Origin of the sequence: Mesorhizobium sp. M0045 (genome assembly GCF_040323385.1) — a bacterium.
Classification (GTDB): Bacteria; Pseudomonadota; Alphaproteobacteria; order Rhizobiales; family Rhizobiaceae; genus Mesorhizobium.
Genome location: NZ_JAMYUY010000001.1, coordinates 361792 through 388304, shown reverse-complemented (window position 1 = coordinate 388304; position 26513 = coordinate 361792). Strand labels below are relative to the sequence as shown.

At 63.4% G+C, this 26513-nt stretch carries 27 protein-coding genes and 1 pseudogene; 16 read left to right on the top strand and 12 right to left on the bottom strand.

The window, feature by feature from the left end; all coding sequences use genetic code 11:
• Positions 1-413: 413 nt before the first annotated feature.
• Positions 414-1847 (top strand): coiled-coil domain-containing protein, encoded by a 1434-nt coding sequence (locus NKJ72_RS01970; protein ID WP_352803448.1) that lies wholly within the window; start codon positions 414-416, stop codon positions 1845-1847.
• Positions 1848-1974: 127 nt separating this feature from the next.
• On the top strand, positions 1975-3537 hold the full coding sequence (locus tag NKJ72_RS01965) for a serine hydrolase (RefSeq protein ID WP_352475601.1): 1563 nt from the start codon (positions 1975-1977) through the stop codon (positions 3535-3537).
• 29 nt (positions 3538-3566) lie between these two features.
• Here NKJ72_RS01965 and NKJ72_RS01960 read toward each other — a convergent pair whose 3' ends face one another.
• The gene (locus NKJ72_RS01960) at positions 3567-4502 is read right to left on the bottom strand and encodes a hypothetical protein (RefSeq protein ID WP_352475600.1); all 936 of its coding nucleotides are present in this window, start codon (positions 4500-4502) and stop codon (positions 3567-3569) included.
• Between the two features lie 265 nt (positions 4503-4767).
• On the opposite strand from NKJ72_RS01960, the gene NKJ72_RS01955 reads away from it, so the two are divergent.
• Positions 4768-5208, top strand: coding sequence for a lipid-binding SYLF domain-containing protein (locus NKJ72_RS01955; protein WP_352475599.1), 441 nt, complete (start codon positions 4768-4770; stop codon positions 5206-5208).
• An 18-nt stretch (positions 5209-5226) separates the two neighbouring features.
• On the opposite strand, the gene NKJ72_RS01950 is transcribed toward NKJ72_RS01955, so the two are convergent.
• On the bottom strand, positions 5227-5859 hold the full coding sequence (locus NKJ72_RS01950; protein ID WP_352475598.1) for a TetR/AcrR family transcriptional regulator: 633 nt from the start codon (positions 5857-5859) through the stop codon (positions 5227-5229).
• 706 nt (positions 5860-6565) lie between these two features.
• On the opposite strand from NKJ72_RS01950, the gene NKJ72_RS01945 reads away from it, so the two are divergent.
• The 3 genes from NKJ72_RS01945 to NKJ72_RS01935 are packed head-to-tail and all read left to right on the top strand — an operon-like array spanning position 6566 to position 10349.
• Positions 6566-7051, top strand: coding sequence for a (2Fe-2S)-binding protein (locus NKJ72_RS01945; RefSeq protein WP_352475596.1), 486 nt, complete (start codon positions 6566-6568; stop codon positions 7049-7051).
• Positions 7048-8031: an FAD binding domain-containing protein gene (locus NKJ72_RS01940; RefSeq protein ID WP_352475595.1), complete on the top strand. Its 984-nt coding sequence runs from the start codon at positions 7048-7050 to the stop codon at positions 8029-8031. The genes NKJ72_RS01945 and NKJ72_RS01940 overlap by 4 nt, the downstream gene beginning before the upstream one ends.
• Positions 8028-10349, top strand: coding sequence for a xanthine dehydrogenase family protein molybdopterin-binding subunit (locus tag NKJ72_RS01935; RefSeq protein ID WP_352475594.1), 2322 nt, complete (start codon positions 8028-8030; stop codon positions 10347-10349). Before NKJ72_RS01940 ends, NKJ72_RS01935 begins: the two co-directional genes overlap by 4 nt.
• 236 nt (positions 10350-10585) lie before the next feature.
• Here NKJ72_RS01935 and NKJ72_RS01930 read toward each other — a convergent pair whose 3' ends face one another.
• Complete coding sequence (locus tag NKJ72_RS01930) at positions 10586-11596, bottom strand: zinc-dependent alcohol dehydrogenase family protein (protein WP_352475593.1); 1011 nt, start codon at positions 11594-11596, stop codon at positions 10586-10588.
• A 106-nt stretch (positions 11597-11702) separates the two neighbouring features.
• On the opposite strand from NKJ72_RS01930, the gene NKJ72_RS01925 reads away from it, so the two are divergent.
• Entirely contained in the window at positions 11703-12632 is a 930-nt protein-coding gene (locus tag NKJ72_RS01925; RefSeq protein ID WP_352475592.1) for a LysR family transcriptional regulator, read from the top strand.
• Positions 12633-12681: 49 nt separating this feature from the next.
• On the opposite strand, the gene NKJ72_RS01920 is transcribed toward NKJ72_RS01925, so the two are convergent.
• Both NKJ72_RS01920 and NKJ72_RS01915 read right to left on the bottom strand, forming a co-directional pair.
• Complete coding sequence (locus NKJ72_RS01920; protein WP_254819707.1) at positions 12682-13446, bottom strand: slipin family protein; 765 nt, start codon at positions 13444-13446, stop codon at positions 12682-12684.
• Complete coding sequence (locus tag NKJ72_RS01915; RefSeq protein WP_352475591.1) at positions 13443-14837, bottom strand: NfeD family protein; 1395 nt, start codon at positions 14835-14837, stop codon at positions 13443-13445. Before NKJ72_RS01915 ends, NKJ72_RS01920 begins: the two co-directional genes overlap by 4 nt.
• A gap of 85 nt (positions 14838-14922) precedes the next feature.
• Here NKJ72_RS01915 and NKJ72_RS01910 point away from each other — a divergent pair.
• Positions 14923-15047, top strand: a pseudogene (locus tag NKJ72_RS01910) (HAD family hydrolase); the annotation flags it as partial.
• Positions 15048-15064: 17 nt separating this feature from the next.
• Here the strand turns inward: NKJ72_RS01910 and NKJ72_RS01905 are convergent.
• The 4 genes from NKJ72_RS01905 to NKJ72_RS01890 form a co-directional block, all read right to left on the bottom strand.
• Positions 15065-15619, bottom strand: a complete 555-nt coding sequence (locus NKJ72_RS01905; RefSeq protein ID WP_352475590.1) for an RES family NAD+ phosphorylase — start codon at positions 15617-15619, stop codon at positions 15065-15067.
• Entirely contained in the window at positions 15620-15967 is a 348-nt protein-coding gene (locus tag NKJ72_RS01900; protein WP_352475589.1) for a hypothetical protein, read from the bottom strand.
• A 156-nt stretch (positions 15968-16123) separates the two neighbouring features.
• Entirely contained in the window at positions 16124-16888 is a 765-nt protein-coding gene (locus NKJ72_RS01895) for a pseudouridine synthase (protein ID WP_352475588.1), read from the bottom strand.
• A 93-nt stretch (positions 16889-16981) separates the two neighbouring features.
• Complete coding sequence (locus NKJ72_RS01890; protein WP_352475587.1) at positions 16982-18421, bottom strand: LuxR C-terminal-related transcriptional regulator; 1440 nt, start codon at positions 18419-18421, stop codon at positions 16982-16984.
• A 233-nt stretch (positions 18422-18654) separates the two neighbouring features.
• Between NKJ72_RS01890 and NKJ72_RS01885 the strand changes: the two genes are divergently transcribed.
• Positions 18655-18861: a hypothetical protein gene (locus tag NKJ72_RS01885; RefSeq protein ID WP_352475586.1), complete on the top strand. Its 207-nt coding sequence runs from the start codon at positions 18655-18657 to the stop codon at positions 18859-18861.
• Positions 18862-19266: 405 nt separating this feature from the next.
• On the opposite strand, the gene NKJ72_RS01880 is transcribed toward NKJ72_RS01885, so the two are convergent.
• Positions 19267-19911 (bottom strand): peroxiredoxin-like family protein, encoded by a 645-nt coding sequence (locus NKJ72_RS01880; RefSeq protein ID WP_352475736.1) that lies wholly within the window; start codon positions 19909-19911, stop codon positions 19267-19269.
• Positions 19912-20724: 813 nt separating this feature from the next.
• The gene (locus tag NKJ72_RS01875) at positions 20725-21471 is read right to left on the bottom strand and encodes a cation efflux transmembrane domain-containing protein (RefSeq protein ID WP_352475585.1); all 747 of its coding nucleotides are present in this window, start codon (positions 21469-21471) and stop codon (positions 20725-20727) included.
• A 63-nt stretch (positions 21472-21534) separates the two neighbouring features.
• Between NKJ72_RS01875 and NKJ72_RS01870 the strand changes: the two genes are divergently transcribed.
• Positions 21535-21960 carry a MerR family transcriptional regulator gene (locus NKJ72_RS01870; RefSeq protein ID WP_254819699.1) on the top strand — a complete coding sequence of 142 codons (426 nt, stop codon included), beginning with the start codon at positions 21535-21537 and terminating at the stop codon, positions 21958-21960.
• A gap of 302 nt (positions 21961-22262) precedes the next feature.
• Complete coding sequence (locus tag NKJ72_RS01865; protein ID WP_352475584.1) at positions 22263-22853, top strand: DUF922 domain-containing Zn-dependent protease; 591 nt, start codon at positions 22263-22265, stop codon at positions 22851-22853.
• Positions 22854-22897: 44 nt separating this feature from the next.
• Here the strand turns inward: NKJ72_RS01865 and NKJ72_RS01860 are convergent, their stop codons facing one another.
• Positions 22898-23641 (bottom strand): SDR family oxidoreductase, encoded by a 744-nt coding sequence (locus tag NKJ72_RS01860; protein WP_352475583.1) that lies wholly within the window; start codon positions 23639-23641, stop codon positions 22898-22900.
• 320 nt (positions 23642-23961) lie between these two features.
• Here NKJ72_RS01860 and NKJ72_RS01855 point away from each other — a divergent pair, with 320 nt between their 5' ends.
• The 5 genes from NKJ72_RS01855 to NKJ72_RS01835 all read left to right on the top strand — a co-directional run bounded on the left by NKJ72_RS01855 (position 23962) and on the right by NKJ72_RS01835 (position 26507).
• Entirely contained in the window at positions 23962-24585 is a 624-nt protein-coding gene (locus NKJ72_RS01855; protein WP_502901820.1) for an NAD(P)H-dependent oxidoreductase, read from the top strand.
• Between the two features lie 68 nt (positions 24586-24653).
• Positions 24654-24986, top strand: coding sequence for an ArsR/SmtB family transcription factor (locus tag NKJ72_RS01850; protein ID WP_352475581.1), 333 nt, complete (start codon positions 24654-24656; stop codon positions 24984-24986).
• 13 nt (positions 24987-24999) lie between these two features.
• On the top strand, positions 25000-25686 hold the full coding sequence (locus NKJ72_RS01845) for an aquaporin (protein WP_352475580.1): 687 nt from the start codon (positions 25000-25002) through the stop codon (positions 25684-25686).
• A complete protein-coding gene (gene arsC, locus NKJ72_RS01840; protein ID WP_352475579.1) occupies positions 25683-26105 on the top strand; it encodes an arsenate reductase (glutaredoxin) in 423 nt (140 codons plus the stop codon). Before NKJ72_RS01845 ends, arsC begins: the two co-directional genes overlap by 4 nt.
• A gap of 69 nt (positions 26106-26174) precedes the next feature.
• Positions 26175-26507 carry an ArsR/SmtB family transcription factor gene (locus NKJ72_RS01835; protein WP_254819693.1) on the top strand — a complete coding sequence of 111 codons (333 nt, stop codon included), beginning with the start codon at positions 26175-26177 and terminating at the stop codon, positions 26505-26507.
• Positions 26508-26513 lie beyond the last annotated feature (6 nt).

Here is a 26513-nt window from a genome sequence, read left to right as displayed (position 1 = left end):
GGTCTATTCACAACAGCTAATCAGCGAAACGTATTCAACACAATCATTTATTAGGTCAGGCCTCTCGGCAGTGACACGCGTCGTCTTAGGCCGTGACCTTGTAGCTGCTGCAGAACACCGAGGCGCTCGGCCGGTCCTTAAGACAATCACCAGGCGATTCTCAGGCTTGCGCCGCTTCATATCCGTCTCGGGTGAAATGAGTGGCATTTTGCGAGCGGTGCCAACGCCTCGGGTATGGAGCGCCGCAGAACACGGCTTTGCGTCATTCAAACACACGAGGACAGTGGCCAAGCCTGTCCCTAGCCTGCGTCGGCCAGAGCGCACGTCAGGAGATGAACCCCGTATTCGGGGAGGCGAGGTCAAGTGTTGAAAGTCCGCTCCTTAACGGCGCTGCACGAGAGGGATATTCGGTCATGAATTTCAAAGGTTTGATCAAGCGTGCCGAGACTGTGGAGAGAGCCTTCAAGGAGCTCGAAACCGATTTGGCGGATGCGTTTAGCGAATGTCTCAACGTGGACGATCAGCCGCCGTTGAACGACGTCACTGTGCCGGATGAGACGGTATCGGATGAGAATCTCGCGGCAACGGATGACAGCTCGCAGATCGAGGCCAATGCGGACGCCTTCGAGACCGCACGACGGCTGTCCCCCCATACGCAAACCCGGCTGGCTGCCTTAAGCGCGGTCGATGGGCTCTTTCACGACGCGCAGGAGTATCTGGGGGAGATCAATGCGAAACTGTCGGAGATCGCGACCTCGCATCATCTGACGGGCGAATTTCTAAAACTGCTCCACGGCGACATTCTTCGCGCCAACGAATTGGAGCTGGCAAATACCGGCCTGACCGCGCAGCAAAGGGTGCTGTCCGAACAGCTCCACGATGCAACCAGAAAGCAGCGCGAGCGCGACAGCGCTATCGAGGCCCTGCAGCAGCACGAGGCGAGCCTGGTCGAGGACAAGGAAGCACTTCGCGGCGCGCTGGCTGCGGCAAGGCTGGAACTTGTCGTGGCAGGCAATGCGAGCGCAAAACGCGAGGCCGAGTTCGGCGAGCTTGTCAAAACACTCTCAGCCAGAGCCGTCGAGGCCAACAGACGCTCGCGCGAGAACGAAATGCTGCGGGAGAAACATGTCAGCCTGTCGATCGACCTCGACAAGGCGCTGAAACGGGAGGCCGAGGCCCGGCACAGGCTGGACGAACTCTCGACTGTCCATGCCAATGATGCCGCGCAGCTTTCGGAACTGCTGGCCGCGCTTGGCAAGAGCGAGAAAGAGGAGATGCGGCTGCAGAAATCGCTCGATATGGCGCAGGCGAAGCTATCGGAAATAACGGAAGCAGCCCGCCTCAGGGACGGTGACAGGGAAGCCGAGCTTGCACGCAGTGTCGCGGAGATGACCGGCCTGCGTTCTGAAATCGAGGACCTTCGATCGCGGCTGGAGGCCGCCTCCAACCAGAACAGCGAAGCCGCCAGCGAGATCGCCATGCTCAAGGCCCAGGCGAGCGACGCGGTGGCCGAAAAGCAAATTGTCGAGCAAAAATTGTCTGCTCTCATGAAAGAGAGCGAAAACGACAAGATGAACCTTTCCGCAATCAGCGCGAATTTTTCGCAGCTTTCTCTGCAACAGGCATCCGAACAGATACAGTTCGACGTCCAGAGGCAGGAATGCGAGGATCTGCGAGCCGAAGTCGCGTCGCTTCAAGCCCGGGTCAAGGAACTGTTGCCCTATGAGCGGCTCCACAAGGTCACCAACGCCAGACCGCGTGAAGACGGCGTGGTCGAGATCACCGCCGCGGTGGCGGAGAAGGCCCGCGCCGGCAGGCGGCGCCTCCGCCTGCGCGCTGCATCCTAGCTCAGGCGCGGCTGTCTGAATTTCGACTGGTGTGATGCGGACGTCCGTCAATGGATGGCGAGCGTGAGGCTGGCCTTCCCTGCGTCGGCCTGCAATAGTGCAAGCCGGTGAAGCGGAGGGGCTGAGCATGCGGCTGTTCACAAACCGGAATCACCTCCGGTGGAGGATGTTGGCCTTCATCGCAATCATGACGCTTTTGCCGGAGGCGGCGTCGGCCGATACCATCCCACCCGACAGGATCGCCGCAGCCCTGTCGAAGCTCGAATTGCTTGCCGAAGGCGTCGTCGCGGATGGTAGCGTGCCCGGTCTGGCCATCGGCGTCGTGCACGGCGACGAGGTGATCCTCCTCAAGGGGTTCGGGCATCGCGAAGCCGGAAAACCCGAGATCGTCGATTCTGACACGGTCTTCCAGATTGCCTCGCTCTCCAAGCCGGTCTCCGCCACCGTCGTGGCGGCGCTGGTCAGCGACGGGATCGCTTCGTGGGATTCCAAGATCGCCGACCTCGATCCGGCTTTCCGGCTCGCTCAGCCCTATCCGACCAGCGAACTCACGGTCCGCGACCTGTTTGCACACCGCAGCGGGCTTCCCGGCACCGCCGGCGACGACCTCGAGGACATCGGCTATGACCGCGCGGAGATCCTGCGCCGCCTGCGGTTCGTGTCGCCGGCATCGAGCTTTCGCGCGGGCTATTCCTACAGCAATTTCGGACTGACCGAGGGTGCCGTCGCGGCGGCGAAGCCGACAGGCAAATCATGGGAAGAGGTCGCCGAAGAGAAGCTCTACCGTCCGCTTGGAATGGCCTCGACCAGTTCCCGCCATTCGGACTTCATCAAGCACGCCAACCGCGCCGAGCTCCACGCCAAAATCGATGGCGCGTGGACCGCGAAGGTCCAGCGCTATCCGGATGCGCAGGCGCCAGCAGGCGGCGTCAGTTCCACCGCACGCGACCTCTCGCAATGGATGCGCCTTGTGCTCGGCAACGGGGCCTACGCCGGCAAGAGACTCATTGCCGCCGATGCGCTGGACCAGACACATATTCCCTTGATGGTTCGCGGCAAGAACCCCGTCTCCGGAGGCGAGGCCTTTTACGGCCTCGGCTGGAATGTCGAATTCGGCCGGCACGGACCGATCTGGGGTCATGCGGGCGCCTTCAGCGCCGGCGCCCGCAGTCTGGTGATGCTCTTTCCCGAGGAGAAGCTTGGCATTGTCGTCATCGCCAACGCCTTTCCGACAGGCGTGCCGGAGGGACTGTCCGACAGCTTCGCCGATCTCGTCTTCGACGGAACGCTGGGAAAGGATAAGGTAAAGGCTTGGAATGATATCTATGCAGGCATGTTCGGCCCGGTGATTGCGGCGGCCAAGGCTACCTATGCCGCGCCGCCCTCTCCAGCAAGTCCGGCGGCGCCGGCCAGCGCCTATGCGGGCCGTTACTTCAACGACTTCATCGGCGATGCTATTGTGTCAGGCGAAGGAGACGCTCTTGTCCTCAAGGTCGGGCCTGCCGGTGCGCGGTCCTATCCACTGAAGCATTTCAACCGCGACCTCTTCGTGACCTTCCCCGATGCCGAGATGCCGGACAGGCCTTCGGCCGTCAGCTTTGCCCTCGGCCCCGACGGCAACGCGTCGGCCATGACCGTCGAATTTCTCGACGACAATCGTCTCGGCACGCTGCAACGCGTGGGGGATTAGCCGCCGCGGGGCGGGCGATGCTTGCCGGTTCAGGATGCCGGGCCGAACTGGAGCAATTTGAAGCAATCGCCGCTTCCCGACTTCAACTGCGTCAGGAAGCCTTTCGACCGATCGATCCATTCCTGGTGCGACTTGGCATCGGCTTCGATCTCATTGGCCGGTGCAAGCTTGACGAAGCTTTTGCCATTGCTGAAAAGCCAGCACGCACGGCCGAGAAACCGCCTGCTGCGCTGGCGCAGGAGGTCGGCATCATAAAACACGTCGAGCACCTCCTGCTTGATCTTCCGCTCCTTTTCGGGATTGGCGATCGCAACCTCGATAGGCTCGCCGCCGATCGCATCCTGCAGGTCCTTGTAATCAAGGGCGATCTGGGTGGTGGCATATTTGACGTCGCTCTCGTCCCGGACGATGTTGAACCACAGCGTTGGGTTGAGCTCGTTGACGACGAACGATGCTTCGAAATCGCGCGACAGATTCAGGATATCGAACCCTTGAACATCGACGTCGCGCTCGACCAGAAGGATCTGGGAAACCTGCTTGGCGAGCGCCGTTCCGTGGGCGCTGACAGCGGCGTTGTCACCGCCGTGTTCCGGACTGACATAGGCACCGCCATCATCCAGCAGCGCGTCGAATTCGCCGAGGGCCTCCACGACAGCGCTGCCGCGGGCAACACGCGCCGCCAGTTTGGCGAGAACCTGCTGAAGCTCCGCTTCGCGTTTGCGCTGGTCCTGATAATTCTGCTGGAAAAAGAAGATGAACAGGGACACGCCAATCCCGATCATGATCACGCCCAGCTGTGAAAAGATATTGCGATAATATTCCAGCAGCTTTTCACGATGGCGTACGTCGTCGCGCACGCTGTGCGCAACGCGAAGATTGACGATCAGCGAAAGGACCAGGAGCCCGGCACCTACCAGGATCAGGCCGCCGATCAGGAGGTAGCCGTGCCGTGAGTTGAAGTCCATTCCCTTGCCGCGCTCCCGAAGCCCCAGACAGCGCAGACTAATACCATTCCGCCTCAACACCTACGATCATCCCCACCATTCGGCCACTGTTCTTACAGCCAGGACTGCGCTCGCCATCCGCCTCGTTTCGTAGCGGTCTTCTCGCAGCCGGATTCAGGCCGCGTGCTTGGAACCAATGACGGGCGAGACTGTTCAGCTATGACTTTGATACGGCGCCGACGTGCCCGGCCGGCTGGGCATGCGGCGATCTTGAGGAGTTCTCATCATGAAGATTTCGTCCAGATTTCGTTCAGTCGCGGTTGCCGTCATAACTGCGGCGGCAGTTAGCTTTACCAGTGTCGCACATGCCGACAGCGGTACGATCCGCTTCGCCATCTACAAGGCGGCCTTCTTCATCGGCGGCGCCGGAGGCGAGGGCACACTGACCTTCCATGGTCGCCGGTATCCCATCTCGGTCGGCGGCATCTCGGGCGGCCTCGCCTTCGGTGCCTCCAAGACCTATTTCAAAGGTACCGTGCGCCACATACGGCGCGCCCGGGATGTGACGGGGGTTTACGGCGCAGCGGGCGGTGGCGGCGCGCTCGGCAAAGGAGCTCAGGTGATCGTCATGACCAATGACAAGGGTGCCCAACTCGAACTCACAGGCAGGCAGGTAGGCCTGCAAGTCAATGCCGATCTCAGCGGTATGAGCATCTCGCTGAAATAAGGACAGTCACTGCATTCGCTATTCCTTGGATGGGCCGGATTTGGCCGTTCCAAACCGCAGCCCATCCATCAGCAGCGACACCAATCGGCGCGAGCGGTCGCGCCAGTCCTTGGTGTCCGGGGCCGAATAGATGCCGCCCAGCGCATGCAGCACATCGGAGGCATCGACGTCGCTGCGGATCGAGCCGTCGGCGACCGCGGCATCGATCAGCCGCCGCAAGGCGAGCGTCACCCTGCCCGAAACGTCGGAGAACAGGGTGGAGTTGGTCGTGAGCAGGATGCGCAGGCTTGTCGACAGCCCGCGCTTGGTGGCGATGTAGTCGACGAAGCGCTGCATCCATTGTTCAAGCGCCACGTCGGGCGCATGATCGTGGGCGAGTTCGTCAGCCGCCTGGCACAGCCCTTCCACTTCGCGCCGATAAACCACCTCGACCAGATGCTCGCGGGTTGGGAAATGCCGGTAGAGCGTGCCGATGCCGACGCCGGCCTGGCGCGCAATCTCCTCCAGCGAGGCGTCGACGCCATGCGCGGCAAAGGCCTTTGCCGCGACCTCGACCAGCGCGTCGCGGTTGCGCTGCGCGTCGGCGCGCAGCGGTTTTGCAACGGCGGCTTCGGTTTTGTCTCCAGGTATGACGGGCGGCTCCGCGGCCAATTTCTTCTCCAGTGCTGATCCGAAGCATAATCGGATAGGCAGGCCCCGTTTCAAGAACGCAGACTGTTCCACCTTCGTTACGTCTCCGACAAATATAATCGCAAGTAACTATAATCACAGGATCGAGTTTGGGCCGGCGTTCCGGCAGGCGAGGCATCTTGCCCGCCTCCGGTGCACGGCCGGTGGATGACGACGGAGGATATTTCCTCACGGCCCGCACTCCTCATCTGTTCGGCCGATGCCGTGGGGCAAAAATGAGCCCAGGTTGAGCGCGATCCCCTCAGGATCATTGGACTGTCCTGCCCCTACAGACAGTCCAGAGAGCACCACCGGCTTGGGCCGGTGGTGCTTTTTTGTCTTCTGGCATGGCGGCTGCTGCCCACCCCCAATTTTCTCCAATTTCGATCAATTTCGATCCGGGGCTTGAACAGGGCGGAGCACGCTCCTAGGTAATAAACGGAGGCGCCTCCGATTTGTGGAGCGCCTTTATCATGTAATCACGGGATCGGGTATGTCACGTCTTTCGACCTCGCAAGCCGCGACCCTCCCGGAGGTCGCATCAAGTCAAGCGGCCCCCCGCTGCCCTGCCGGGCATCCCCCCGCAAGGGGAGATTAGCCTTCACCTAGCCATAAGCTGACCTTGCCGCACGCTGGCCGGGCGCCAGATCATCCCCTCCCGCGTCAAGCAATTGGAGCCAGACGCCCCATGACAAGCAAAACCCGAACTCCAATCCAACTTCAAATCAACGGACATCGACATGAGCTCGAGGCCGAGCCGCGCGTTACCCTGCTCGACGCCTTGCGCGATCATCTCGGCCTGACCGGCACCAAGAAGGGCTGCGACCAGGGCCAGTGCGGCGCCTGCACGGTCCATATCGACGGCCAGCGTGTGCTGGCCTGCCTGACTCTTGCCGCGCAGGCCGAAGGACGTGCCATCACCACCATCGAAGGGCTTGCCGGGGAGGATGGCGCGCTACATGCGGTGCAGGCCGCCTTCCTCGAACAGGATGCCTTCCAGTGCGGCTATTGCACGCCAGGCCAAATCATGTCGGCGGTCGCCTGCATTCGCGAAGGCCATGCCGGCTCCGATGAGGAGATCCGCGAATACATGGCCGGCAATCTCTGCCGCTGCGGCGCATATCCGCATATCGTCGCCGCCGTGCGCCAGGCAGCCGTGGAGGCCGCATCATGAGGGATTTTTCCTATCTGCGCGCCAATTCGGTCGATGCTGCGCGCCAAGCCTCGGCACAGCCGGGCGCCATGCTGCTTGCTGGCGGCACGACGCTTGTCGATCTCGCCAAATGCGGCGTTGCCGAACCCGAGACCGTGGTCGACATCACTCATCTCACCGGACTGGACACGATCGTGATCGATGACCGGGGCGCCGTGGTCGGGGCGCTGGCCAGGATGAGCACCGTGGCCGACCATGCCGGTATCAAGAGCCGGTTTCCTGCCGTTTCGGAAGCGCTGTGGCAGGCGGCATCGGCGCAGCTGCGCAACATGGCGACGATCGGCGGCAATTTGATGCAGCGTACACGCTGCCCCTATTTCCGCGATCCGTCGAATTTCCCCGCCTGCAACAAGCGCTCGCCCGGCAGCGGCTGCTCGGCGATCGGCGGCGTCACCCGCGGCCATGCCGTGCTCGGCACCAGCGAGGCCTGCATCGCCACCTATCCCGGCGACCTGGCGGTTGCACTCGTCGCTTTCGACGCAATCGTCCATCTCGGTGACCGCCAAATCGCCGTCGATAATCTTTTTCTGCTGCCGGGCAGCACGCCCGACAACGAACATGCGATCGAGCCGGGCGAGGTGATCACCGCGATCGGCATTCCCGCTTCGGCCGCCGCCCGCCGCTCGACCTATCTGAAAGTCCGCGACCGGCAATCCTATGAATTTGCCGCCGCAAGTGCCGCCGTCGGTGTTGAATTCGAGGCGGACGGCCGCACGATCCGCGACCTGCGCGTGGCGCTTGGCGGCGTCGCCACAAAACCGTGGCGGGCGCGTGCCGTGGAAGAGGCGCTGAAAGGCAAAGTGCTCGAGCCGGAGGTCGTCAGGCAAGCCAGCCTGCTCGCCGTCGAGGGCGCCGTCGACCATGGCGCCAACCACTACAAGATCCAACTGGCGCCGCGCGTCGTCGCCCGCGCCATCCTAAAAATGGGAGAAACGGCATGACCGTTCACGAGTTGAGAGCAAGACCCGGCGATGCCAAACACGGCGACGCTTCGGACGGTGCCGTCCTCGCCGATCAGGTCGGCGGCCGGCTGTCTCGCGTCGACGGCCCGGCCAAGATCACCGGTGCCGCCAAATATGCCGTCGAGCAGCGGCTCGACGGGCTTACCCATGCGGTGCTGGTCGAGAGCACCATTGCCGCCGGCCGGGTGCATTCGATCGACACGGCCGCTGCCGAAGCGTCGCCCGGCGTGCTGCTGGTGCTGACGCCTGACAATATCCTGCCGCTGAGAACCGCAACGGATTGGCTGGGCACGCCGCCGCCGGATGTCGCCTATTGCCCGCTGGCGCGCGACATCACCTTCAGCGGCCAGCATGTCGGGGCAGTCATCGCTGAGAGCTTTGAACAGGCGGTCGCGGCCGCGGCGCTGGTCAAGATCGCCTATGACGAGGCGCCGGCGATCGTCGACCTCAGCGATCCGAAGGCCGGCGACGGCATCCCGGTCGACGCCATGACCAAGGAATGGGGCGAGGCGGAGACAGCGTTCGCCTCGGCTCCGGTCAGGATCTGCAACGCTTACAACACGCCGCGCGAATACCAGGCGCCGATGGAGCCGCATGGCCTGATCGCAAAGTGGCAGGGCGACCAGCTGACGGTCTGGGAGCCGAGTCAATGGGTCGACGGCATGGCGCGGACCTATGCCGAATGGTTTGGCGTGCCGTTCGAGAATGTGCGCCTTGTCTCGCCCTATATTGGCGGCGGCTTCGGGTCCAAGGCGTTCGCCTATGGCTACGGCGCGGTGGCGGCAGCGGCCGCGAAAATGCTGGGACGGCCGGTGAAGCTGGCGGTCACCAGGCCGCAGACCTTCACCGCCTATGGCGGACGGGCGGCGACGCGCCAGACGGTAGCGCTCGGCGCCGATCGCGACGGCAAAATCCAGTCGATCGTGCATCGCGGCGTCAACGAGACCTCTGTCGACGGCATGTGGGTCGAGCCGCTCGGCTCGGTCACCTCGGTCATGTACGCGACGCCGAATTTCTCGTCGCGGCAGAACGTCGTGCGGGTCAACACGGTGGTGCCGGGGGCATTGCGCGCGCCGGGCGAGAACCCGAGCGCTTTCGGCATCGAAAGCGCCATCGACGAGCTCGCCTATGAGGTCGGTATCGATCCGCTGGAAATCCGGCTTAGGAACTATGCCGAGCAGGACCCGCATGCCAAGAAGCCGTGGTCGACACGGCAGCTGCGTGAGGCCTTCGCCGCCGGCGCCGAAGCCTTTGGCTGGTCGAAGCGTAGCCCCGAGCCGCGTTCGATGCGCGACGGCAACCAGCTGATCGGCTGGGGTGTCGCGGCAGGCACCTACCCGGTGCGGCGCGCCTATGGCGAAGCGGTCGTGCGCATTCTCGCCGACGGTTCGGTCGAGGTCGAAAGCTCATCGATCGACATGGGGCAGGGCACCTACACGATCCTGGCGCAGACCGCCGCCGAGGTGGTGGGCGTGCCGGCGAAAAACGTCGTCGTCAAGCTTGGCGATTCCCGCTATGCCCGTGCCGGCGTCACCGGCGGTTCGCGGCTGGCTGGGGTGATGACCGGCGCCGTCCACAAGGCGGCGAGTGCCGCGCTCGACCAACTGATCGGGCTCGCCATCAGCGATCCGGCTTCGCCGTTCCATGCACTGCAGGCCAACACGCTCGTCGTCGCCAATGGCCGCATCGTTTCGCCGCGCGGCAACGGCCCTGAAGTTTCCATCGCCGAACTGCTCAGGAGCGTCGGGCGCGAGCATATCGAGGCGAAGGGCGACACCATGCCGGCCAATTCGACGGCCGAGGAGCGCTACAAGAACTACACCACCATCGCCATGGCGCTGCCACACACCGAGGGCGACTACTCCAGGTATAGCTGGTGCGCGCATTTCATCGAGGTGCGCGTCGACGAGGATTTCGGCACGGTCAGGGTGTCGCGCGTGGTGTCGGCGCTGGATTCGGGCCGGCTCTACAATCCCAAGCTCGCCGAAAGCCAGTGGAAGGGCGGCATCATCATGGGCATCGGCCAGGCCCTGCTGGAGGAAGGCATCGTCGACCGCCGGCATGGGCGCATCGTCAACAACAATCTCGCCGACTATCTCATCGCCACGAATGCCGACATTCCCGATATCGAGGTGATCTCGGTCGGCATTCCCGATCCGCATTCCTCGGTGCTTGGCGGCAAGGGGGTCGGCGAACTGGGCATTGTCGGCGTGGCGCCGGCGATCGCCAACGCGGTGTTCCACGCCACCGGGAAAAGGGTGCGGGACCTGCCGATCACGCTGGAGAAGCTGATTTAGGGGCAGACGGCGAAGGTGCCGATCTCCCCCCTCGTGGGGGAGATGGCCGGCAGAGGCAGAGGGGGGCGCTGTCCCGCCGACCTCTTCCATCGCAGTTCACATAACTGCCCAAATTTCTCAGCTCATCATAGGTCGACCGGAATGCCGGCGATCCTTCGCGCCCCCCTCTGTCCTGCCGGACATCTCCCCCACGAGGGGGGAGATCGGCAGCTTCAGCGACGGCGCCTTCTCCAGGCTCACCACGACAGGCTGAACGCAAGCTTGCCGAAATGGCGGCCGCCAGCTGCCATATGGGCGTAGGCCTCGGTCGCCTGGTGCTGGCTGTAGACCGTGTCGATGACCGGATCGATATGGGCGGCGCCGATGGCGCGCGCCGCGTCGCGCAGGTCGGATACCGAACCGGTGTTGTTGCCCACCACCTTGAGTGCCTTGATGATGATAGGCAGCAGGTTCGTGGTGGCCTCGGCGCCGGTGACGAAGCCGATGGCGAACACCGTGCCGCCCGGCGCCGCGGCATTGATGGAGCGGGCGAAGGTGGCAGAGCCGCCGGTTTCGACGATCAGATCGGCGCCGAGGCCGTCGGTCAACTCGAGCACCTTGGCGTCCCAGTCCGGCGTCTCACGATAATTGATGAGGTGATCAGCACCCAAAGCCTTGGCGCGGGCCAGCTTTTCGTCCGACGACGAGGTGATGATGACCGTCGCGCCGGCTGCCTTGGCCAACTGCAGGGTCAGGATCGAGACACCGCCGGTACCGAGCAGGACGACGACCGACCCCGGCCCGGCATCGGCGACGCGAAGCGCATTCCACGCGGTGGTGCCGGCGATCGGCAGCGTCGCTGCCGCTTCGAAGGAAAGATGCGCCGGCATCGGCACGACGGCATTGGCCGGCAGCGCGACATACTCGGCGAGCGAGCCGGGCAGCGTCAGGCCGCGCATCTCTCTGGTCTCGTAAGGCCGAGGACGGCCGCCGATCCAGCGCGGTTTTGCGTGGGCGATGACGCGGTCGTTGATGGCGACCCTCGACACGCCCTCGCCGGTGCCGACGATCTCGCCGGCGCCGTCGACGACGGGAATGAGCGGAAAGCTCGGACCTGGATAGTTGCCGCTCGCTACCGCGACATCGACAAAATTGAGGCTTGCGGCGCGCAGGCGGATCAGCACTTCGCCGCGCTGCGGTTCAGGCGTGGGAACGGTGGTCGCGCGAAACGCGTCCAGTCTCGGGGCAGTCAGTTCGATCACTTTCATGTCTCACTCCGGGTTGATGGCCGATTGACGGGCCGGGATTGAGTGAAACTAGCTGCTGCGCTATTGGTATATAATCCTTGGCTTTTACATTTGAGCCCTGCGCCTGATGCAGCAATCGTACGAACCGGCAGCATTGGCCGAAATGGCCGCCTTCGCGGCAATCGCCGAAGCACGCTCGTTTACCAAGGCGGCGGCTCGCATCGGCCGCGACGCGACGATCCTGTCGCGGCGCCTTGCCTCGCTGGAAGAGCGGTTGGGCGTGCGCCTGCTGCACCGGACGACGCGAAGCGTGTCGCTGACCGAGGCGGGTTCGGAATTTCTCGTCCGCGTCCGCGCCATCCTGGCCGCGGTCGACGAAGCCGAGGCTGCCGCGTCGGCGCATGCCGGCGGCGGGCCGCGCGGCGTGCTGCGGCTGGCGCTGCCCGGCTCGTTCGGGCGCATGTGGATCGCCCCGCTGCTGCCGCAGTTTCTCGCCGAATTTCCCGACGTTCGTATCGAGGCCGAGTTCTCCAACCGCTTCGCCGATCTCGTCGCCGAGAATTTCGATGTCGCCGTGCGTCTCGGCGCACTGGAGGATTCGCGGCTGGTGGCGCGCAAGGTCGCGACACGGCGGCGGCTGCTGTGCGCGGCGCCGTCCTACCTCGCCCGCCAGGGCACGCCGACCGAACCCGAAGCGCTGCTGGAACACAGCTGTCTCGGTTTCTCAGGCTTCCAGACCTTTCCAGCCTGGGAGATGACCGACAGTTCTGGCCGGCGCGTCAGTATCGAGGCCTCCGGCCCCCTGGTCACCGATGATGCCGAGGTGCTGGTCGAAGCCGCCGTGCAAGGCGTCGGGCTGATGATGAGCACGGATTGGCTGGTCGGACGCGAGCTCGCTGACGGCCGGCTGGTGCCAGTGCTGGAGGACTGGACGCTTGCCGATGAGGGCGCCGTCTACGTCGTCATGCCTTCGGCCAAAGGGCAAGCCGCCAAGACACGTGCCTTCGCCGACTGGATCGGCAAACGCTTTGCACCGGTCCCGCCGTGGCGGAGGTGAGGGTGCTGATCTCCCCCCTTGAGGACCCCTCGAGGGGGAGATTACGCGCTCAGCCGCCTCCACCACCCTGCTTGATGAAATGACCGAGCAGGTCCATCGGCACCGGAAACACGACCGTCGACGAGCGCTCACCGGCGATGTCATGAAGAGCCTCGAAATAGCGCAGCTGCATGGCCTGCGGTGTCTCGGCCAGCATCTTGCCGGCCTCGACGAGTTTTGCCGCCGCCTGCTGTTCGCCGTCGGCATTGATCACTTTGGCACGCCGCAGCCGTTCGGCCTCGGCCTGCTTGGCGATGGCGCGGACCATATTCTCGTTGAGGTCGACATGCTTGATCTCGACATCGGAGACCTTGATGCCCCAGGCATCGGTTCGCTGATCGAGGATCTCCTGGATGTCGCTGTTGAGCTTGTCACGTTCGGCCAGCATTTCATCGAGCTCATGCTTGCCGAGCACCGAGCGCAACGTGGTCTGTGCCAGCTGGTTGGTGGCGGTCATAAAGTCTTCGACCTGGATCACCGCCCGCTCAGCGTCGACGATACGAAAATACAGCACCGCGTTCACCTTCACGGAGACGTTGTCGCGCGAGATCACGTCCTGCGGCGGCACGTCCTGGACCACCACTCGCAGGTCGACCTTCACCATCTGCTGCACGAAGGGGATGAGGATGATAAGGCCGGGGCCCTTGACCCCGGTGAAGCGGCCGAGCGTGAAGACCACGCCGCGCTCATATTCCCGCAGGATGCGAATGGCCGCGGATAGGAACATGACCACGACGAGCGCTGCTGCCAGATAGGCCACATAACCGATGATCATTGCCTTGCTCCATCGCTTCTCGCATTGCGGCGCCGTATCGTCAGCACAAGATCCCTGACATCGGCCACCTCGACGCTGTCGCCCACTGCAAGCGGTTCGTCGGCTTTTGCCCGCCAGCGTTCGCCCCGGGCGAGCACGTGGCCCTCGCTGCCCTGCCAGTCGAGGACCTCCGCCGGCAGACCCTGCATGGCCTGTGCGCCAACACGCGGAACGTTCTTGCGGGCCGCCCACAGATAGCTGCCGGTCAACAGTGCCAGGCCGAGTGTCAGGACGGCGGCGGTGCCGATAACGGCCCACGACATCTCGAAGCCGGGCCCCTCGATCCTGAGCAGCATGGCTGCACCCAGCAGAAACGCAGCCACGCCTCCCAGCCCAAGGACCACAGTCGGGTTCAAGGCTTCGACGACCAGGAAGATGATGCCAAGCAGCATCAAGGCCAGGCCGGCATAGCTGATCGGCAGGAGATTGAGCGCATAGAGCCCGAGCAGCAGGCAAATCGTGCCGATCACGCCGGGGGCGACCGCGCCCGGGCTCGTGAACTCGAAGACGAGGCCATAGACGCCGACCAGCATCAGGATGACGGCGATGTTCGGGTCCGTGATGACGGCGAGAAGCCGGATGAGCCAGCCTGGCTCAAGCGTTTCAACCGGCAGCCCTTTCGTCGCCAATGCCTCTTTCTTGCCGGCGATCTCGACGGTCCGGCCGTCGGCCAGTTGAAGCAGCTCGGTGGTGTCGCGGGCGACGAAGTCGATGACATGCTGCTGCAGCGCCGCGCCGGCCGACAGGCTGGCCGCCTCGCGCACGGCCTTTTCACCCCATTCGGCATTGCGCCCGCGCAATTCAGCCAGGCTGCGGATCAGGGCAACGGCATCGTTCGTCGCCTTGGCGATCATCGCATCGCCCGCGGGTGCGTTCTTCTTGTCCTTGTCCGCCTCGGGGCCATCGTTCTTGCCGCCGTCCGGGAACGATGGCAGCGGCCCGCCCATCTCGATCGGCGTTGCCGCGCCCAGATTGGTGCCGGGCGCCATCGCCGCTACATGGGTGGCGTAGAGGATATAGGTTCCGGCGCTCGCCGCATGCCCGCCGGCGGGCGCGACATAGCCAATGACTGGAACCGGCGAGGCGAGAATGCCGGCGATCATCTCGCGCATGCTGGTGACCAGCCCGCCGGGCGTGTCCATCTGCAGGATGAGAGCCTCGACGTTTCGGTCCGCGGCCACCACCAGCGCTTCCTCGAGCTGCCTGGCACTCGCCGGACCGATGGCGCCGTCGATCTCGACGCGCAACGCAATTTTCTCCCGGCCATTCGCCTCTCCGGTTGCGGAAGAGGGACAAACGGCCGCAACAGCCACGAAAGCCGCGGCAAGCAAGACCGCACGCGCGAGTTTCACGCTCAAAGCTCCACACCTAGGATATGGGCTGGATTTTGCCGAAATCCATGACGCTTCGCGGCGGGTGACGCATCGCACGGTCCGGCTGGGCGTCGGCCTGCTCAGCGGCGGCTACGGCACCGAGAAGCTCCGCCAATCGGGCACGTTCCGCGGCTGTGCAGACCCAACGGCATGTTGCGCCATATAGACGAGGTCGGCGGCCGCACCTGACGGTGGCGGGGCCGCCGCTAAGTCCAGTCGATTTCCCCGTGATCGGTCCTTGTCGTTATCGCTCCGGCCGGCAGCCGATCACAAAACGCGACGACGTTCAGGCAGTCATATCGCGCGCTGGGCACGATCAGACCGTCATAATCGAGGAAATATGCGGCCTCGCCGATGTCTTGCGACCTCGGATATTCGGCGTGCTTTTCCTGATACGAAAGCTGGCCGTAGCGCGAGGTGTCGAGGCCAAGGGTCTGCAAGGCGGCCAGGTCGAGCAGTCTGAGCGTCCGGTCCAAAGAAAGATCGATCTCGAAGAGATTGTATCTGACACGTGAAGGGACCACTGGCTGACCCCGCGTCAGGTGGAATCTCATCTCGCTCAAGGCACCTTCGCGCTCTTGCGAGGTGTAGAGCACGTCGAATGTTCCATCGTCCCAACGGCCACCGGAGCTCGAGCACTGGATCGGGCTGCGGCCCTGGCGCACAACACGCCAAACCGTTCCGGAGTATTCGACCGGAACTATTGCCTCGATAGCGTCGATGAGCCGGCTATCGCGTCGTTTCCGCCCGGCGATCGCCAACTAGAGAAAGACCTCGTTCTCAAGCCGATCGATGACTTTGAGCACGTCGAGAGCACGGTCGTCGTGAATGAGATCTATCGCCCTTTCACCGTTCAATTGCGGGTGGCGAGCGTAAAGCCAGGTGCGGATATCGCTTGGCTCGTAGAATTCCTGCAGTCGGCCGACGATATAGTGCAGATCCGATAAAATGAGCTCGCTGCGTGGCTGGGGCTTGATGTCGCCGGCCTTCCACCTCGAAACCGTGGCCTTGGACACGTCGGTGATGTTTGCAATATCGGTTCCCTTGAGACCGCCAAACGTGCCCAATTCGTCCAGGAATCTGGGAACCGTCCGCAACGCCGTAGCCATATTTTCTCTCCGGCTTCCAAGCCAGCTTCGCCCATGCGTGTCAGCCTGACACTTTGACTGCATCGGCGCATTTCGGTTTCACAAATGGAAAATATGAAACGGAGATGCAAATGTCAATTGCCGCTTCGGTTCGACGGGTCTCCAGTGCCTGGTCGCTCAGGCCCGAAGCAGCGCCAGCTCTTCGGCGGTCAGATGGCGTACCTTGCCCTTGGCAAAGTCGCCGAGTTGCAGAGATCCGATCGCGATCCGGACCAGGCGCAGCACCTCGACGTTGTGGGCGGCGAGCAGCCGGCGGATATGGCGGTTGCGGCCCTCGTCGAGCACGATTTCCAGCCAGGCGGTGCTGGTGCCGCCGCGCAGCAGCTCGATCGAGCGGGCCGTCAGCAATTCGCCGTCGACTGTCGCGCCGGCGCGCAACCGCGCCAGGATGGCCTCGTCGGGCAGGGCGCCGATCTGCACGTGATAGGTCTTGGCGACATGCGAGGCGGGGTCGAGCAGGCGCTGCGCGAGGCGCGTGTCGTTGGTCATCAACAGCAGGCCTTCGCTGGCCTTGTCGAGGCGGCCGACGGGCGAGACGAAAGGCAGGTCGAGCCCGGCCAGGCAATCATAGACGGTGCCGCGGTCCTGCGGGTCGACACGGGTGGTGACCAGCCCACGCGGCTTGTTGAGCATCAGATAGACCTTGCGCTCGGCGGCGACGCGGCGGCCGTCGACCTCGATGCGGTCGCGGCCTGGATCGACGCGCATCGAGCCGTTGCGCACGATCTTGCCGGCGACCCGCACGCGGCCCTCGGCAACCAGAAGCTCGGCCTGCTTGCGCGAGCAAAGGCCAAGCTTCGACAACGCGCGACAGAGGCTGACGCCGGGAGGTTGGGTCCCGGGGGCAGGGCGCTGCCGGGCAATGATCGGTCGCGGCGACATGGCGTTGGTTCTCGTTACGCGTTTCCAGTATAACCGGCTGCCGACTGTGTCCACGCAAGGACTGGAATGTCGCCTCGGATGCATGCGGCCCTGTTAGATGAGCCTTGCCAGCCTTGCGGCGTCGCGTATAGCCAGCACGGCATCCGGATTGGTCACGGGATAGGCAGTGATGAAGCGTTCGACCGAAAATTCGGGGAATTCGGCTTTCAAACGGGCGGCAAACCTGGCCGCTTCGCCGGCCTCACCCGTGGCCGCATGCGCGAGCGCCAGAAACATCAGCACGTCCGGCGACTCCGGCGAACTCCGGCGGAGCGCTGCAATGGCTTGCCGGTGTCTGCCGGCGGCGAACAGAATGCGGCCCTGCATGCCGAAATACCAGGGCGGGGCCAGTGGGTTAAGCCGCATGGCACGCTCGATGAGCGGAATTGCCTCGGCCGGATCGCCAACGACAAGCGCCTTGCTGCCGGCAAGTAGCGGCAATATGCCGGCATGATTGAAGCCGTATTCGAGAGCGCGCCGGTGGGCGCGCTCCGCTCCTTCGAGATCGCCAAGGCATGCTCTGAGGTTGCCAAGGCACGCGTGGGCGCAACTGTCCGTCGGGTCGAGGCGCAGTGCGTTTTCGGCCGCCGTCCGCCAGTTCTCGATCGAGGTCAGCACGTCGTCGCCAAAGCCGTTGCAGGCCTCGATCGAATAGGCATAGGCGAGTTCGGCCCAGCAGTTGGCGAAAGTGGGGTCAAGCTCCAGCGCTCGTAAAAACAGACGGATCGCCGCCGCATTGCCGGCGCGGCTGAACGTCGTGTGCTGTTCCACGCCGAGCAGATAGCAATCATAGGCGCGCAGGCTGGCCGGCGGCTTGCGGCGAACCGCGTTGCGGCCGACGGTGGCGAGGGTTCCATAACTGCCGGCCAACACATTGATGATGCTTTCGGTCAGGCTGTCCTGCAGCTCGAAAATGTCCTCGACACGCCGGTCGTAGCGCTCCCTCCACAGGCTGACGCCGTTGCGAGCATCGGCAAGCTCTATCGTCAAGCGAACCCTCTGGTCGTCGGCGCGCAACCGGCCCGAAACTATATAGGTGACGCCGAGCGTCTTACCGTCCGCGGCAAAATCGGCCGGCTTGCTGCCCAGTGATTTCATCGTGTGAAAGGCTATGACAGGCAGGCCTGCGTAGCGCGCCAGGTCGATGGTGATGTCCGACGACAGGCCATCGGCAAAGCGACGCCATCGCTCTTCGGAATTGAGGCATTCAATCGGGAATATGGCAAGCGCTGGCGGGGCTTCGGACAAAGGCAAAAGCGCTTCCTGCGACGCGCGCGGGATACCGCTAAAGTAGGTCGCAAGCCCGATCTTCGTCCGTACGCCGAGCTTTTCGTAGATGCTCGCAAGGTGAGTGCGAACTGTGGTCGGGGCAATGAAAAGCGCCTTGCCGATTTCACGGTAAGTCATACCGGACGCGAATTTTTCCGCAACCGCGCGCTCGCGACCCGACAAGGCGTCGAGCCCCCGCGCTTTCGAAGCGTCGTTGAGCATCATGCTGGAATCCGTCCCCAGCGGAAGAATACTACAAATGCAGGAGGTCGAATACTGCATCTGCCCGATGCCGCCGCTGACGCACAAACTGCAAGGTCGCCCGCAGCAACAGCTGTAGTCAGGGGAGGGCTTCCATGCGTACCGTTTCGGTCGTTATTGCATGCACGATTTTGAGTTTTTCGGCGGGTCTGTCGCCGTCGTTCGCAAGAGGATGCAGGCAGGTGCTGGAATCGGATGTGAAAATCACGAGCATGCGACTCTACGCCGACATCCTGGCCAATGCCGCCCGCAACGGCTGGGACTACACGCCTGAATCGATCGTCAGCGGCTCAAAGCGGCATTTCGAGGAGATGAAGCTCCAGTTGAACAACGCCGGCTATGAGATCGTGCCCGTCGGCGTCCGCCTGTATTGCAAACGGTCCGACAAGCTCGCCGCCCGCTAGCAACCAGCGATCCGCCCCTTTGCGGCGCAAGCTTTCGGCAATGTTGAGCAGAAGACCGCGCCGGATCCATCTTGATCCGCTCAGCGCCGTGCGCTTTCAACGCGCCCAGGAACCTTCCCGATGCTGCCGCCCGACACCGGGCGACACCTCAGGTAAACGCGCCGGGTACACACCCGGGCAGCAAACCATCCCAGTGCCCACGGGACGTCCTAACTCATGCGGGGGATTTGATGGGGATCGAAGACGACCACGCGCCACTCCGCCTGGACCACGCGCTGTACCACTTGGACGGCACGCCAGCCGGCCGTTAGCTCTCCACGCCTGAGCATCTCGATGATGGTTGAATCCAAAATCACCACAGTTCGGTGCTCGTCGAGCGAGCTTTCAGCAGCCTGGTTCCGCAGCCTAAGTATGTGCAACTTCGGAAGCTGCCGACATCAATTCCTCGGGATTCGGCGCTCTGAAGGTGTTGAGGCCATCCTCCAGAACTTCAGTGAAGTTCCAGCGTACGATGCCCGCCCGGTCGATTAGGAACTGACCGACAAGCTGCGCCTGGCTGGAAGCCATCGCCTGCTGATCGACTTCCGTAATCTCATAACCTTCCTTCTTGTTAAGAAATTCATTCATTGCCATGACGTCCATAGGCTCGGGCAACTCGCCCGGGAGATGGAACGGTATCGCCATGACCGTTTCCATCCCGACCTCGCGCAAGCCGAAGGCACGGTGCGAGGCCCGCTCCGGGTCGGATGCAGCGAGAAGATCGGGTGCCGGGTGGTAACGGAAATAGAGCCGCGCCCGCTCGACTGGCGTATTGACCACCGCCAGGCATTCGACGCCTTGCTCACGCAGGGCCGGCTTAAGTTGCGCCATCGCCGCGACATGGCGCCGGCAGAACGGACAGTGCAGGCCTCGGAACAAACCGATCAACAACGGGCTACGGCCTCGAAAATCATCGAGCGCGATCTTGCCTTCGCGTGAGATCGCATTAAGCACAACATTCGGCGCCCGGTCGCCCGGCTGCAGCGGGCGGTCAACATTACTCGTGGACATGGACAACCTCCTCGCCCTGGGTCAGTCAGGGAAAGCAGCACACCCAGCGTTTCGGAGGCGATCAAGTTGCCGGGGGCGAAAGCTTCCTGTGCCAAGGCAATAACTTTCGACCTCTGCCATATTGCCGAGGTCGAGATTACGCGTGTTGCAAGCTCATCATAGCACGAAAAATTCATCTGCGGGTCGCCCGTTTCGCGAGCCGTCTCGAGCGCCGCGGAACAGTGGGTCGCCTCATCCGTGGGGCGACGCAGCGGCGAAGTCGATTTTTCCTCCAGACGGGCGTCCTTGGTCGACTTGAGCCCTTGCGCTTTTTAGAAGCGCAACAAATAGCGCGACCGCGCGCATTGCGTGGTCCACTTCATCGGACGCGGCGCAAGTCGGTAACCTTCCGAATAGAATCCTCGGAGGCGGCTCCAGGTTAGACGTTGCAATTTCGCAGGCCCGCATCGGCCGCTGCGGCTGTGGAGGGCGGCATAGGAGAAGAACCATGCCCAGTTGGAACACGGGCCACATCGTCGGCCAGAAGTCTCCGCCCAAGGCACGAGAGGTCTGGAGCATCCGAACGCGACTGCAGTATCAGGTGCGGAACGCGATCTTGCGCTGTTCGATCTTGCCATCGACAGCAAGCTGCGGGGTTGCGACTTGGTCACGATCACCGTCGGAGACGTCGCCCTTTCCGGCAGCGTGCGTGATCAGGCCGTGATCGTGCGGAAGACAGGGAGCGGCGCTTTCACAAAGCGTCGCTCCGTGACCCGATTATAGACAACGAGACGGGTATCCTGGACATCCGCTCTTGCCCACATAACCAACAGATCATTCGGCAGGCACCGTCGTTCGGTCTGGTGCGCCTTCGCGGTATTCGCTCCAGGCCTGCCGCAGGATTTGCACCGATGAGGTTAGAAAGATACCGGCCATAAGTGCGGCGACGGTCAGATCCGGCCATGCGCTTGACGTACTCCAGACGCCGACAGCTGCGGCCATCACCACCATATTGCCGATCGCGTCGTTGCGCGAGCACAGCCAAACCGAGCGGACATTCGCGTCACCATCCTTGTAGGGTATCAGAAAACCAACGGAAGCAAGATTGGCGGCAAGGGCCAGAAAGCCGATGATGCCCATGACTTCCGCGCTGGGTACGCCGAGGATCAGCGTCTGATAGACGGTCGAGCCGAAAACCCATAGCGCCATCAGGCTGAGCGACAGACCCTTGAGCAGCGCAGCCGTTGCGCGCGTCCTCAAGCTCGCGCCGATGACCGCGAGGCTCAGCCCATAGGTGAGGGTGTCGGCGAGGAAATCCAGCGCGTCGGCCTTCAGCGCCTGAGAACCGGCAAGTGAGCCGGCAGTCATTTCCGTCAGGAACATGGCCGCATTAATAGCGATGACCGTCCACAGCACACGCTTGTAGCGCGGGTTCATGCCGTCAAAGACCGGCACGCCGTCCGAACAGCATGAGGCTTCCGCTGCACGATCATGTGAATGACCGTGCAGCTTCGCCGGCAGAACCAGCGGCGCCGGTCCCGCACAGCTTTTGGTTTTATGATCGCAGCAAGCTTCAGACATGGGGTGACTCCTCAGTGAAGACACTGTAGGATCTCTAGTGGCTAGAGGTTCAAGAGGCTTTTTATGGATTTGTCGATCGGTGAATTGTCTCGTCGCGCGGAGGTGAAAATACCGACGATCCGCTACTACGAGCAAATTGGCCTGTTGCCCGAAACGGGTCGAACCGAAGGAAAGCAGCGGCGCTATGGAAGGAGGGCAGTGGCGCGGCTTGCCTTCATCCGGCACGCGCGAGAACTCGGCTTCGAGGTTGATGCGATCCGTACGCTGCTTTCGCTGCAGGATGATCCGGATCAATCATGCGCCCGCGCCGACGAGATCGCGAAGGCGCGGCTGGTCGAGGTGGAGAAGCGCATCGCCAGTCTTAAGGCTCTGCGCAGGGAATTGCGGAAGATGGTCGAGGAATGCGCCTGCGGGCGGGTCGGCGAGTGTCGCGTGATCGAAACGCTCGCCGACCGAACGCATGCGCATGGGAAGTTGGCGGCAAGTTGATCGGAGAACCGGCGCACCTTCACAGAATGTCAACCCCGACTCGAAGCATTCAAGCGTCAGCTAGAAGCGATAACGCACTCCGACTTGCGCGAGCACAGGCCAAGTTAGACAGCGCGCGGCAGGCTGACACCGGGAGGCTGGGTCCGGGGGCAGGGCGTTGCCGGGCAATGTTCGGTCGCGGCGACATGGCGTTGCCTGTGGATTCTTGTATACGAGCATCCCAGTATAGCCGGCTGCCGGCTGTGTCCGCGAAAGGGAACTGCTCGCCACTTGCATCGATCACGGCGGCTGCGAGGACTTGCATGAAAACAGCCGTTCGCCTTTGCCTGCTGCTCGCCTGTCTGCCGACATCGCTGGCGCATGCCGGCTGGCAGGCGGTCGAGAAGGTCGAGACCTATGCCATCTCGGGGCAGTCCGGCCCGGAGCTTTATGCCTCGATTGGCGGGCGCGGGCCGCTGCTCGGCGAGCGCCGCGTCATCGCGCATACCAATTTCAAGCTGACCTGGGTGAGGGACTACCAGCCGCAAGGCGACGCCTGCGTACTGGTGTCGGCGCGGCCGAAGCTGATCATCACCTACACCTTGCCGAAGCCGGCCGCGCGGCTGCCGGGCGCAATCCAGAAGAACTGGGAGATCTTCTCAGCCGGCCTTGCCGCCCACGAGAAGGTGCATGGCGCCAGCATCATCGACATGGTGCATAAGATCGAGGCGGCCACCATCGGCCTGACCGTCGCCGATGACCGCGGCTGCAGCAAGATCAGGACCGAAGTGACGAGACGTCTCGCCGGAATTTCGCAGGCACAGCGGCAGGCGAGCCGCGATTTCGACCGGGTCGAATTCGGCCCGGGCGGCAAGCTGCGGCAGCTTGTGTTCGCGCTGATGACCGGCGGATGATGCTGCAGGGCTGCGGGGACGGCAGGGTACCACCTTTGCGGCCCTCACGCCTGCTCGGTCGGATAGAGGGTCAGGATGTTGACGTTGACCCGTGGCGGCTGGGTCACGGCGTACAAGATGGCGGCGGCGATGTCCTCGCTTTCCAGCTGCTCCATGTCGCCCAGCCTTTGCTCGACCGCTTGGCGCACATCGGCGCGCATATTCTGGGTGAACTCGGTCTTGACGGCGCCGGGCTCGATGCAGGTGACGCGGATACCGTCCTTGCCGATCTCGCGGCGCAGCGATTCCGCCATCGCGCTCACCGCGTGCTTGGTGCCGGAATAGACCACCGAAGGGTGGATATAACGGCCGGTGCCGGACGAGACGACGACGATGTGGCCGGCGCCTTGCCGCTGCATCGAGGGCAGTGCCGCATGGATCGGATAAAGCAGCCCGAGAATGTTGACGTCGACCATCCGGCGGTACTCTTCCGGCGTCGTGTTGCGGAACGGCGCGGCGACGCCGACGCCTGCAACCGCAAGCAGAATGTCGAGCCGGCCGTACTCCTGCTGGACCCGTTCGACCATCGCCGTGGCTTGCGTCTCGTCGGTGACGTCGACGACAATCGGCAGCGCTGCACTGCCGGTCTCACGGATCCGCCTCGCCAGATTGTCCAGGCGCTCGGCGCGCCGCGCAGCAATCACCAGCGTGGCGCCCTCGGCCGCCAGCGCCAAGGCGGTGGCCTCGCCGATGCCTGAGGAGGCACCAGTCACCAAGGCGATCTTGCCGCTCAGTTTTCCTGTCTGCATCTTTTTCTCCCGAGGTTTTGGATACGCCCTGAAGCTAGGTGCGGATGCTCTGAAAGCAATGCTTATGGGCGACTGAAGGACCGGACGGCTTGCGGGACAGAAGGGCCGGGACAGCGCCCTCCGGCAAGCCCATGTCTGCGCAATTCTCTTTGAGCGAACGAGCGGGCCTTGACGTGACTGGAGCTGTTGCGTCTTGATACGGGGTGCGGGGCTTCGCATGAAAACAGCTGATCGACTATGTCTGCGGGTGGCTTGTTTGCATGCGACGCGCCTGCAGGCACCACCGCGATCCTCTCGTGACCGACCGGGCTGAGCGCAAGATGAAGGTCCTCGTCGTCTATTGCCATCCCTGCACGGACAGCTTCAATGGCGCCGTCCGCGATATGGTGCTGGAGACGCTTGCCGAACGCGGCCATCAGGTCCACCTGCTCGACCTCTATGCGACCGGCTTCGATCCAGTCATGCGCACGCAGGAGTGGCGCGGCTACCACGACAAGGCGGCGAACCTGCAACCCGTGCACGAACATGCGCAGGAGCTGCTCTGGGCGGAGGCGGTCGTCTTCATTTACCCGACCTGGTGGTATGGCCTGCCGGCGATGCTGAAAGGCTGGCTGGAGCGCGTGCTGGTGCCGGGCTTCGCTTTCGAGATGCCGACCGCACGCCGCGGTCCACGGCCCAAATTGCGGCACATACGCCGGGTGATGGCGATGACCACATGCGGTGCCACGCCGCTGATGTCGTGGATCATGGGACAGCCCGGCCGGCGAACCCTGCTGCGCGGCTTCCGCTCCGTCTGCCATCCGCTGTGCCGGACCAAATTCGTGGCGCTCTACCGGATGGACAGCGTATCGGCCGCCGGTCGCCAAGCGCATCTGCAGCGGGTCAGAAAAGCGGTTGCCGGCCTTGGTCGCGCTGATGCGGTCGCCGCCACAGTGCCTGGCTGATAAGCTAGGCGAGCCGTCACCGGCACAGGCGCGTTGACTCTATTCCCCATTTCTGGAAATCTGGAAATATGGACAAGACGCTCGCCCTTTCGGCACTTGCCGCGCTCGGCCAGGAGACCCGGCTGGACGTTTTTCGCCTTTTGGTGCGGGCCGGCGCCGAGGGCGTAGCTGCGGGCGAGATCGCCTCACGGCTCGCCGCGTTGCCGAATACGATGTCGGCCCATCTCAAGATCCTGTCCCATGCCGGCCTGGTGCGGACCGAACGAGAGGGCCGCAGCGTGCGCTACTTCGCCGATATGACCGGCTTTCGCGATCTGCTGGCCTACCTCATGGAGGATTGCTGCAATGGCGCGCCGGAACTTTGCCAGCCGGTCATCCAGGCCGTGACCTGCAACTGCTAGGGGGAGGTTCGTCTTGGCCAATCTTTCCCGCCGCCTTGCCGCCGAAGCCCTCGGCACAGCTCTGCTGGTCGCCACCGTGGTCGGTTCCGGCATCATGGCTGACAGGCTGAGCAATGATGTCGCCGTCTCCCTGCTCGGCAACACCTTGCCGACCGGGGCGATCCTGGTCGTGCTCATCACCATATTCGGGCCGATATCCGGAGCGCACTTCAACCCCGCGGTGACGCTGGTATTTGCGCTTCGACGCGAGATCGAAACGAACGCAGCGCTTGCTTACGTCGCCGCCCAGATTGCCGGCGGCATCGCCGGAACGTTGCTCGCGCATGCGATGTTCGAACTGCCGATCCTGCAAGTGTCGGCGACGGTGCGGACCGGAAGCGGGCAATGGATTGCGGAGCTGGTTGCCGCCTTCGGGCTGGTCTTCACCATCCTCGCCGGCCTGCGCTCACGTCCGGATTCGATCCCCTGGCTGGTCGGGCTCTATATCACCGCCGCCTATTGGTTCACCGCGTCGACATCCTTCGCCAATCCGGCCGTCGCCATCGCCCGTGCGTTCTCCAACACGTTTGCCGGGATCCGCCCCGCCGATCTGGCGGGGTTCATCGCCGCCGAGCTTTTGGGCGCGTTGCTGGCCATGGCATTGGCAGGGTGGCTGCTCGTCCAACCGAAACCAGTCCGACAGATGAAAGCTGCGCAATGACCATCACCATCTACCACAACCCCGATTGCGGCACCTCGCGCAACACGCTGGCCATGATCAGGCAGTCCGGCGAGGAGCCGGAGGTGATCGAATATCTGAAGAACCCGCCATCGCGGCAAAAACTCGTCGAGCTGATCGCGGCGATGGGCATGACGCCGCGCCAATTGCTACGAGAGAAGGGCACGCCCTATGGCGAACTCGGCCTGGGCGACCCCAAGTGGAGCGACGACGAGATCCTCGATTTCATGCTGGCGCATCCGATCCTGATCAACCGGCCTATCGTGGTGACGCCGCTCGGCACCATGCTCGCCCGACCCTCCGAAGCGGTGCTCGATATCCTGCCCAATCCGGATATCGGCCCGTTCACCAAGGAGGACGGCGAGGCCGTCATCGACGCCAGCGGTAAGCGCGTCGGCTAAATATCGTCTTATTTCAATCTTTGTCGAAATTCTCTTGACGTGCAGCGATTCTGGAAATAGCTTATTTCCATGAAACTCGAAAAAGCAGCCGCGCAACTTGAAGCCCTCGGCAACCCGACGCGGTTGCAGCTCTATCGGACGCTGGTGCGAGCCGGCGATGAGGGGCTGCCGGTCGGGCGCATCCAGGACAGGCTCGGCATCGCCGCCTCGACGCTGTCGCATCACCTCAAGCGGCTGGTCGACACCGGCCTGGTAACGCAGGAGCGCCAGGCGACCACGCTGATCTGCCGGGCCAACTATCCCGCCATGAACGGGCTCATCGGATACCTCGCGGACGAATGCTGCGCCGACGGCACCTGTGCGCCGGCATCGGCGGAAGCGGTCGCCAAAACGGCGGCGTGATTTTTT

What these genes read in the sequence shown, in the direction of transcription:
- NKJ72_RS01970 (WP_352803448.1), top strand. Translation starts at nt 414, where the DNA reads ATGAATTTCAAAGGTTTGATCAAGCGTGCCGAGACTGTGGAGAGAGCC.
- NKJ72_RS01965 (WP_352475601.1), top strand. Translation starts at nt 1,975, where the DNA reads ATGCGGCTGTTCACAAACCGGAATCACCTCCGGTGGAGGATGTTGGCC.
- NKJ72_RS01960 (WP_352475600.1), bottom strand. Translation starts at nt 4,502, where the DNA reads ATGGACTTCAACTCACGGCACGGCTACCTCCTGATCGGCGGCCTGATC.
- NKJ72_RS01955 (WP_352475599.1), top strand. Translation starts at nt 4,768, where the DNA reads ATGAAGATTTCGTCCAGATTTCGTTCAGTCGCGGTTGCCGTCATAACT.
- NKJ72_RS01945 (WP_352475596.1), top strand. Translation starts at nt 6,566, where the DNA reads ATGACAAGCAAAACCCGAACTCCAATCCAACTTCAAATCAACGGACAT.
- NKJ72_RS01940 (WP_352475595.1), top strand. Translation starts at nt 7,048, where the DNA reads ATGAGGGATTTTTCCTATCTGCGCGCCAATTCGGTCGATGCTGCGCGC.
- NKJ72_RS01935 (WP_352475594.1), top strand. Translation starts at nt 8,028, where the DNA reads ATGACCGTTCACGAGTTGAGAGCAAGACCCGGCGATGCCAAACACGGC.
- NKJ72_RS01930 (WP_352475593.1), bottom strand. Translation starts at nt 11,596, where the DNA reads ATGAAAGTGATCGAACTGACTGCCCCGAGACTGGACGCGTTTCGCGCG.
- NKJ72_RS01925 (WP_352475592.1), top strand. Translation starts at nt 11,703, where the DNA reads ATGCAGCAATCGTACGAACCGGCAGCATTGGCCGAAATGGCCGCCTTC.
- NKJ72_RS01920 (WP_254819707.1), bottom strand. Translation starts at nt 13,446, where the DNA reads ATGATCATCGGTTATGTGGCCTATCTGGCAGCAGCGCTCGTCGTGGTC.
- NKJ72_RS01900 (WP_352475589.1), bottom strand. Translation starts at nt 15,967, where the DNA reads ATGGCTACGGCGTTGCGGACGGTTCCCAGATTCCTGGACGAATTGGGC.
- NKJ72_RS01895 (WP_352475588.1), bottom strand. Translation starts at nt 16,888, where the DNA reads ATGTCGCCGCGACCGATCATTGCCCGGCAGCGCCCTGCCCCCGGGACC.
- NKJ72_RS01890 (WP_352475587.1), bottom strand. Translation starts at nt 18,421, where the DNA reads ATGATGCTCAACGACGCTTCGAAAGCGCGGGGGCTCGACGCCTTGTCG.
- NKJ72_RS01880 (WP_352475736.1), bottom strand. Translation starts at nt 19,911, where the DNA reads ATGTCCACGAGTAATGTTGACCGCCCGCTGCAGCCGGGCGACCGGGCG.
- NKJ72_RS01875 (WP_352475585.1), bottom strand. Translation starts at nt 21,471, where the DNA reads ATGTCTGAAGCTTGCTGCGATCATAAAACCAAAAGCTGTGCGGGACCG.
- NKJ72_RS01870 (WP_254819699.1), top strand. Translation starts at nt 21,535, where the DNA reads ATGGATTTGTCGATCGGTGAATTGTCTCGTCGCGCGGAGGTGAAAATA.
- NKJ72_RS01865 (WP_352475584.1), top strand. Translation starts at nt 22,263, where the DNA reads ATGAAAACAGCCGTTCGCCTTTGCCTGCTGCTCGCCTGTCTGCCGACA.
- NKJ72_RS01860 (WP_352475583.1), bottom strand. Translation starts at nt 23,641, where the DNA reads ATGCAGACAGGAAAACTGAGCGGCAAGATCGCCTTGGTGACTGGTGCC.
- NKJ72_RS01855 (WP_502901820.1), top strand. Translation starts at nt 23,962, where the DNA reads ATGAAGGTCCTCGTCGTCTATTGCCATCCCTGCACGGACAGCTTCAAT.
- NKJ72_RS01850 (WP_352475581.1), top strand. Translation starts at nt 24,654, where the DNA reads ATGGACAAGACGCTCGCCCTTTCGGCACTTGCCGCGCTCGGCCAGGAG.
- arsC (WP_352475579.1), top strand. Translation starts at nt 25,683, where the DNA reads ATGACCATCACCATCTACCACAACCCCGATTGCGGCACCTCGCGCAAC.
- NKJ72_RS01835 (WP_254819693.1), top strand. Translation starts at nt 26,175, where the DNA reads ATGAAACTCGAAAAAGCAGCCGCGCAACTTGAAGCCCTCGGCAACCCG.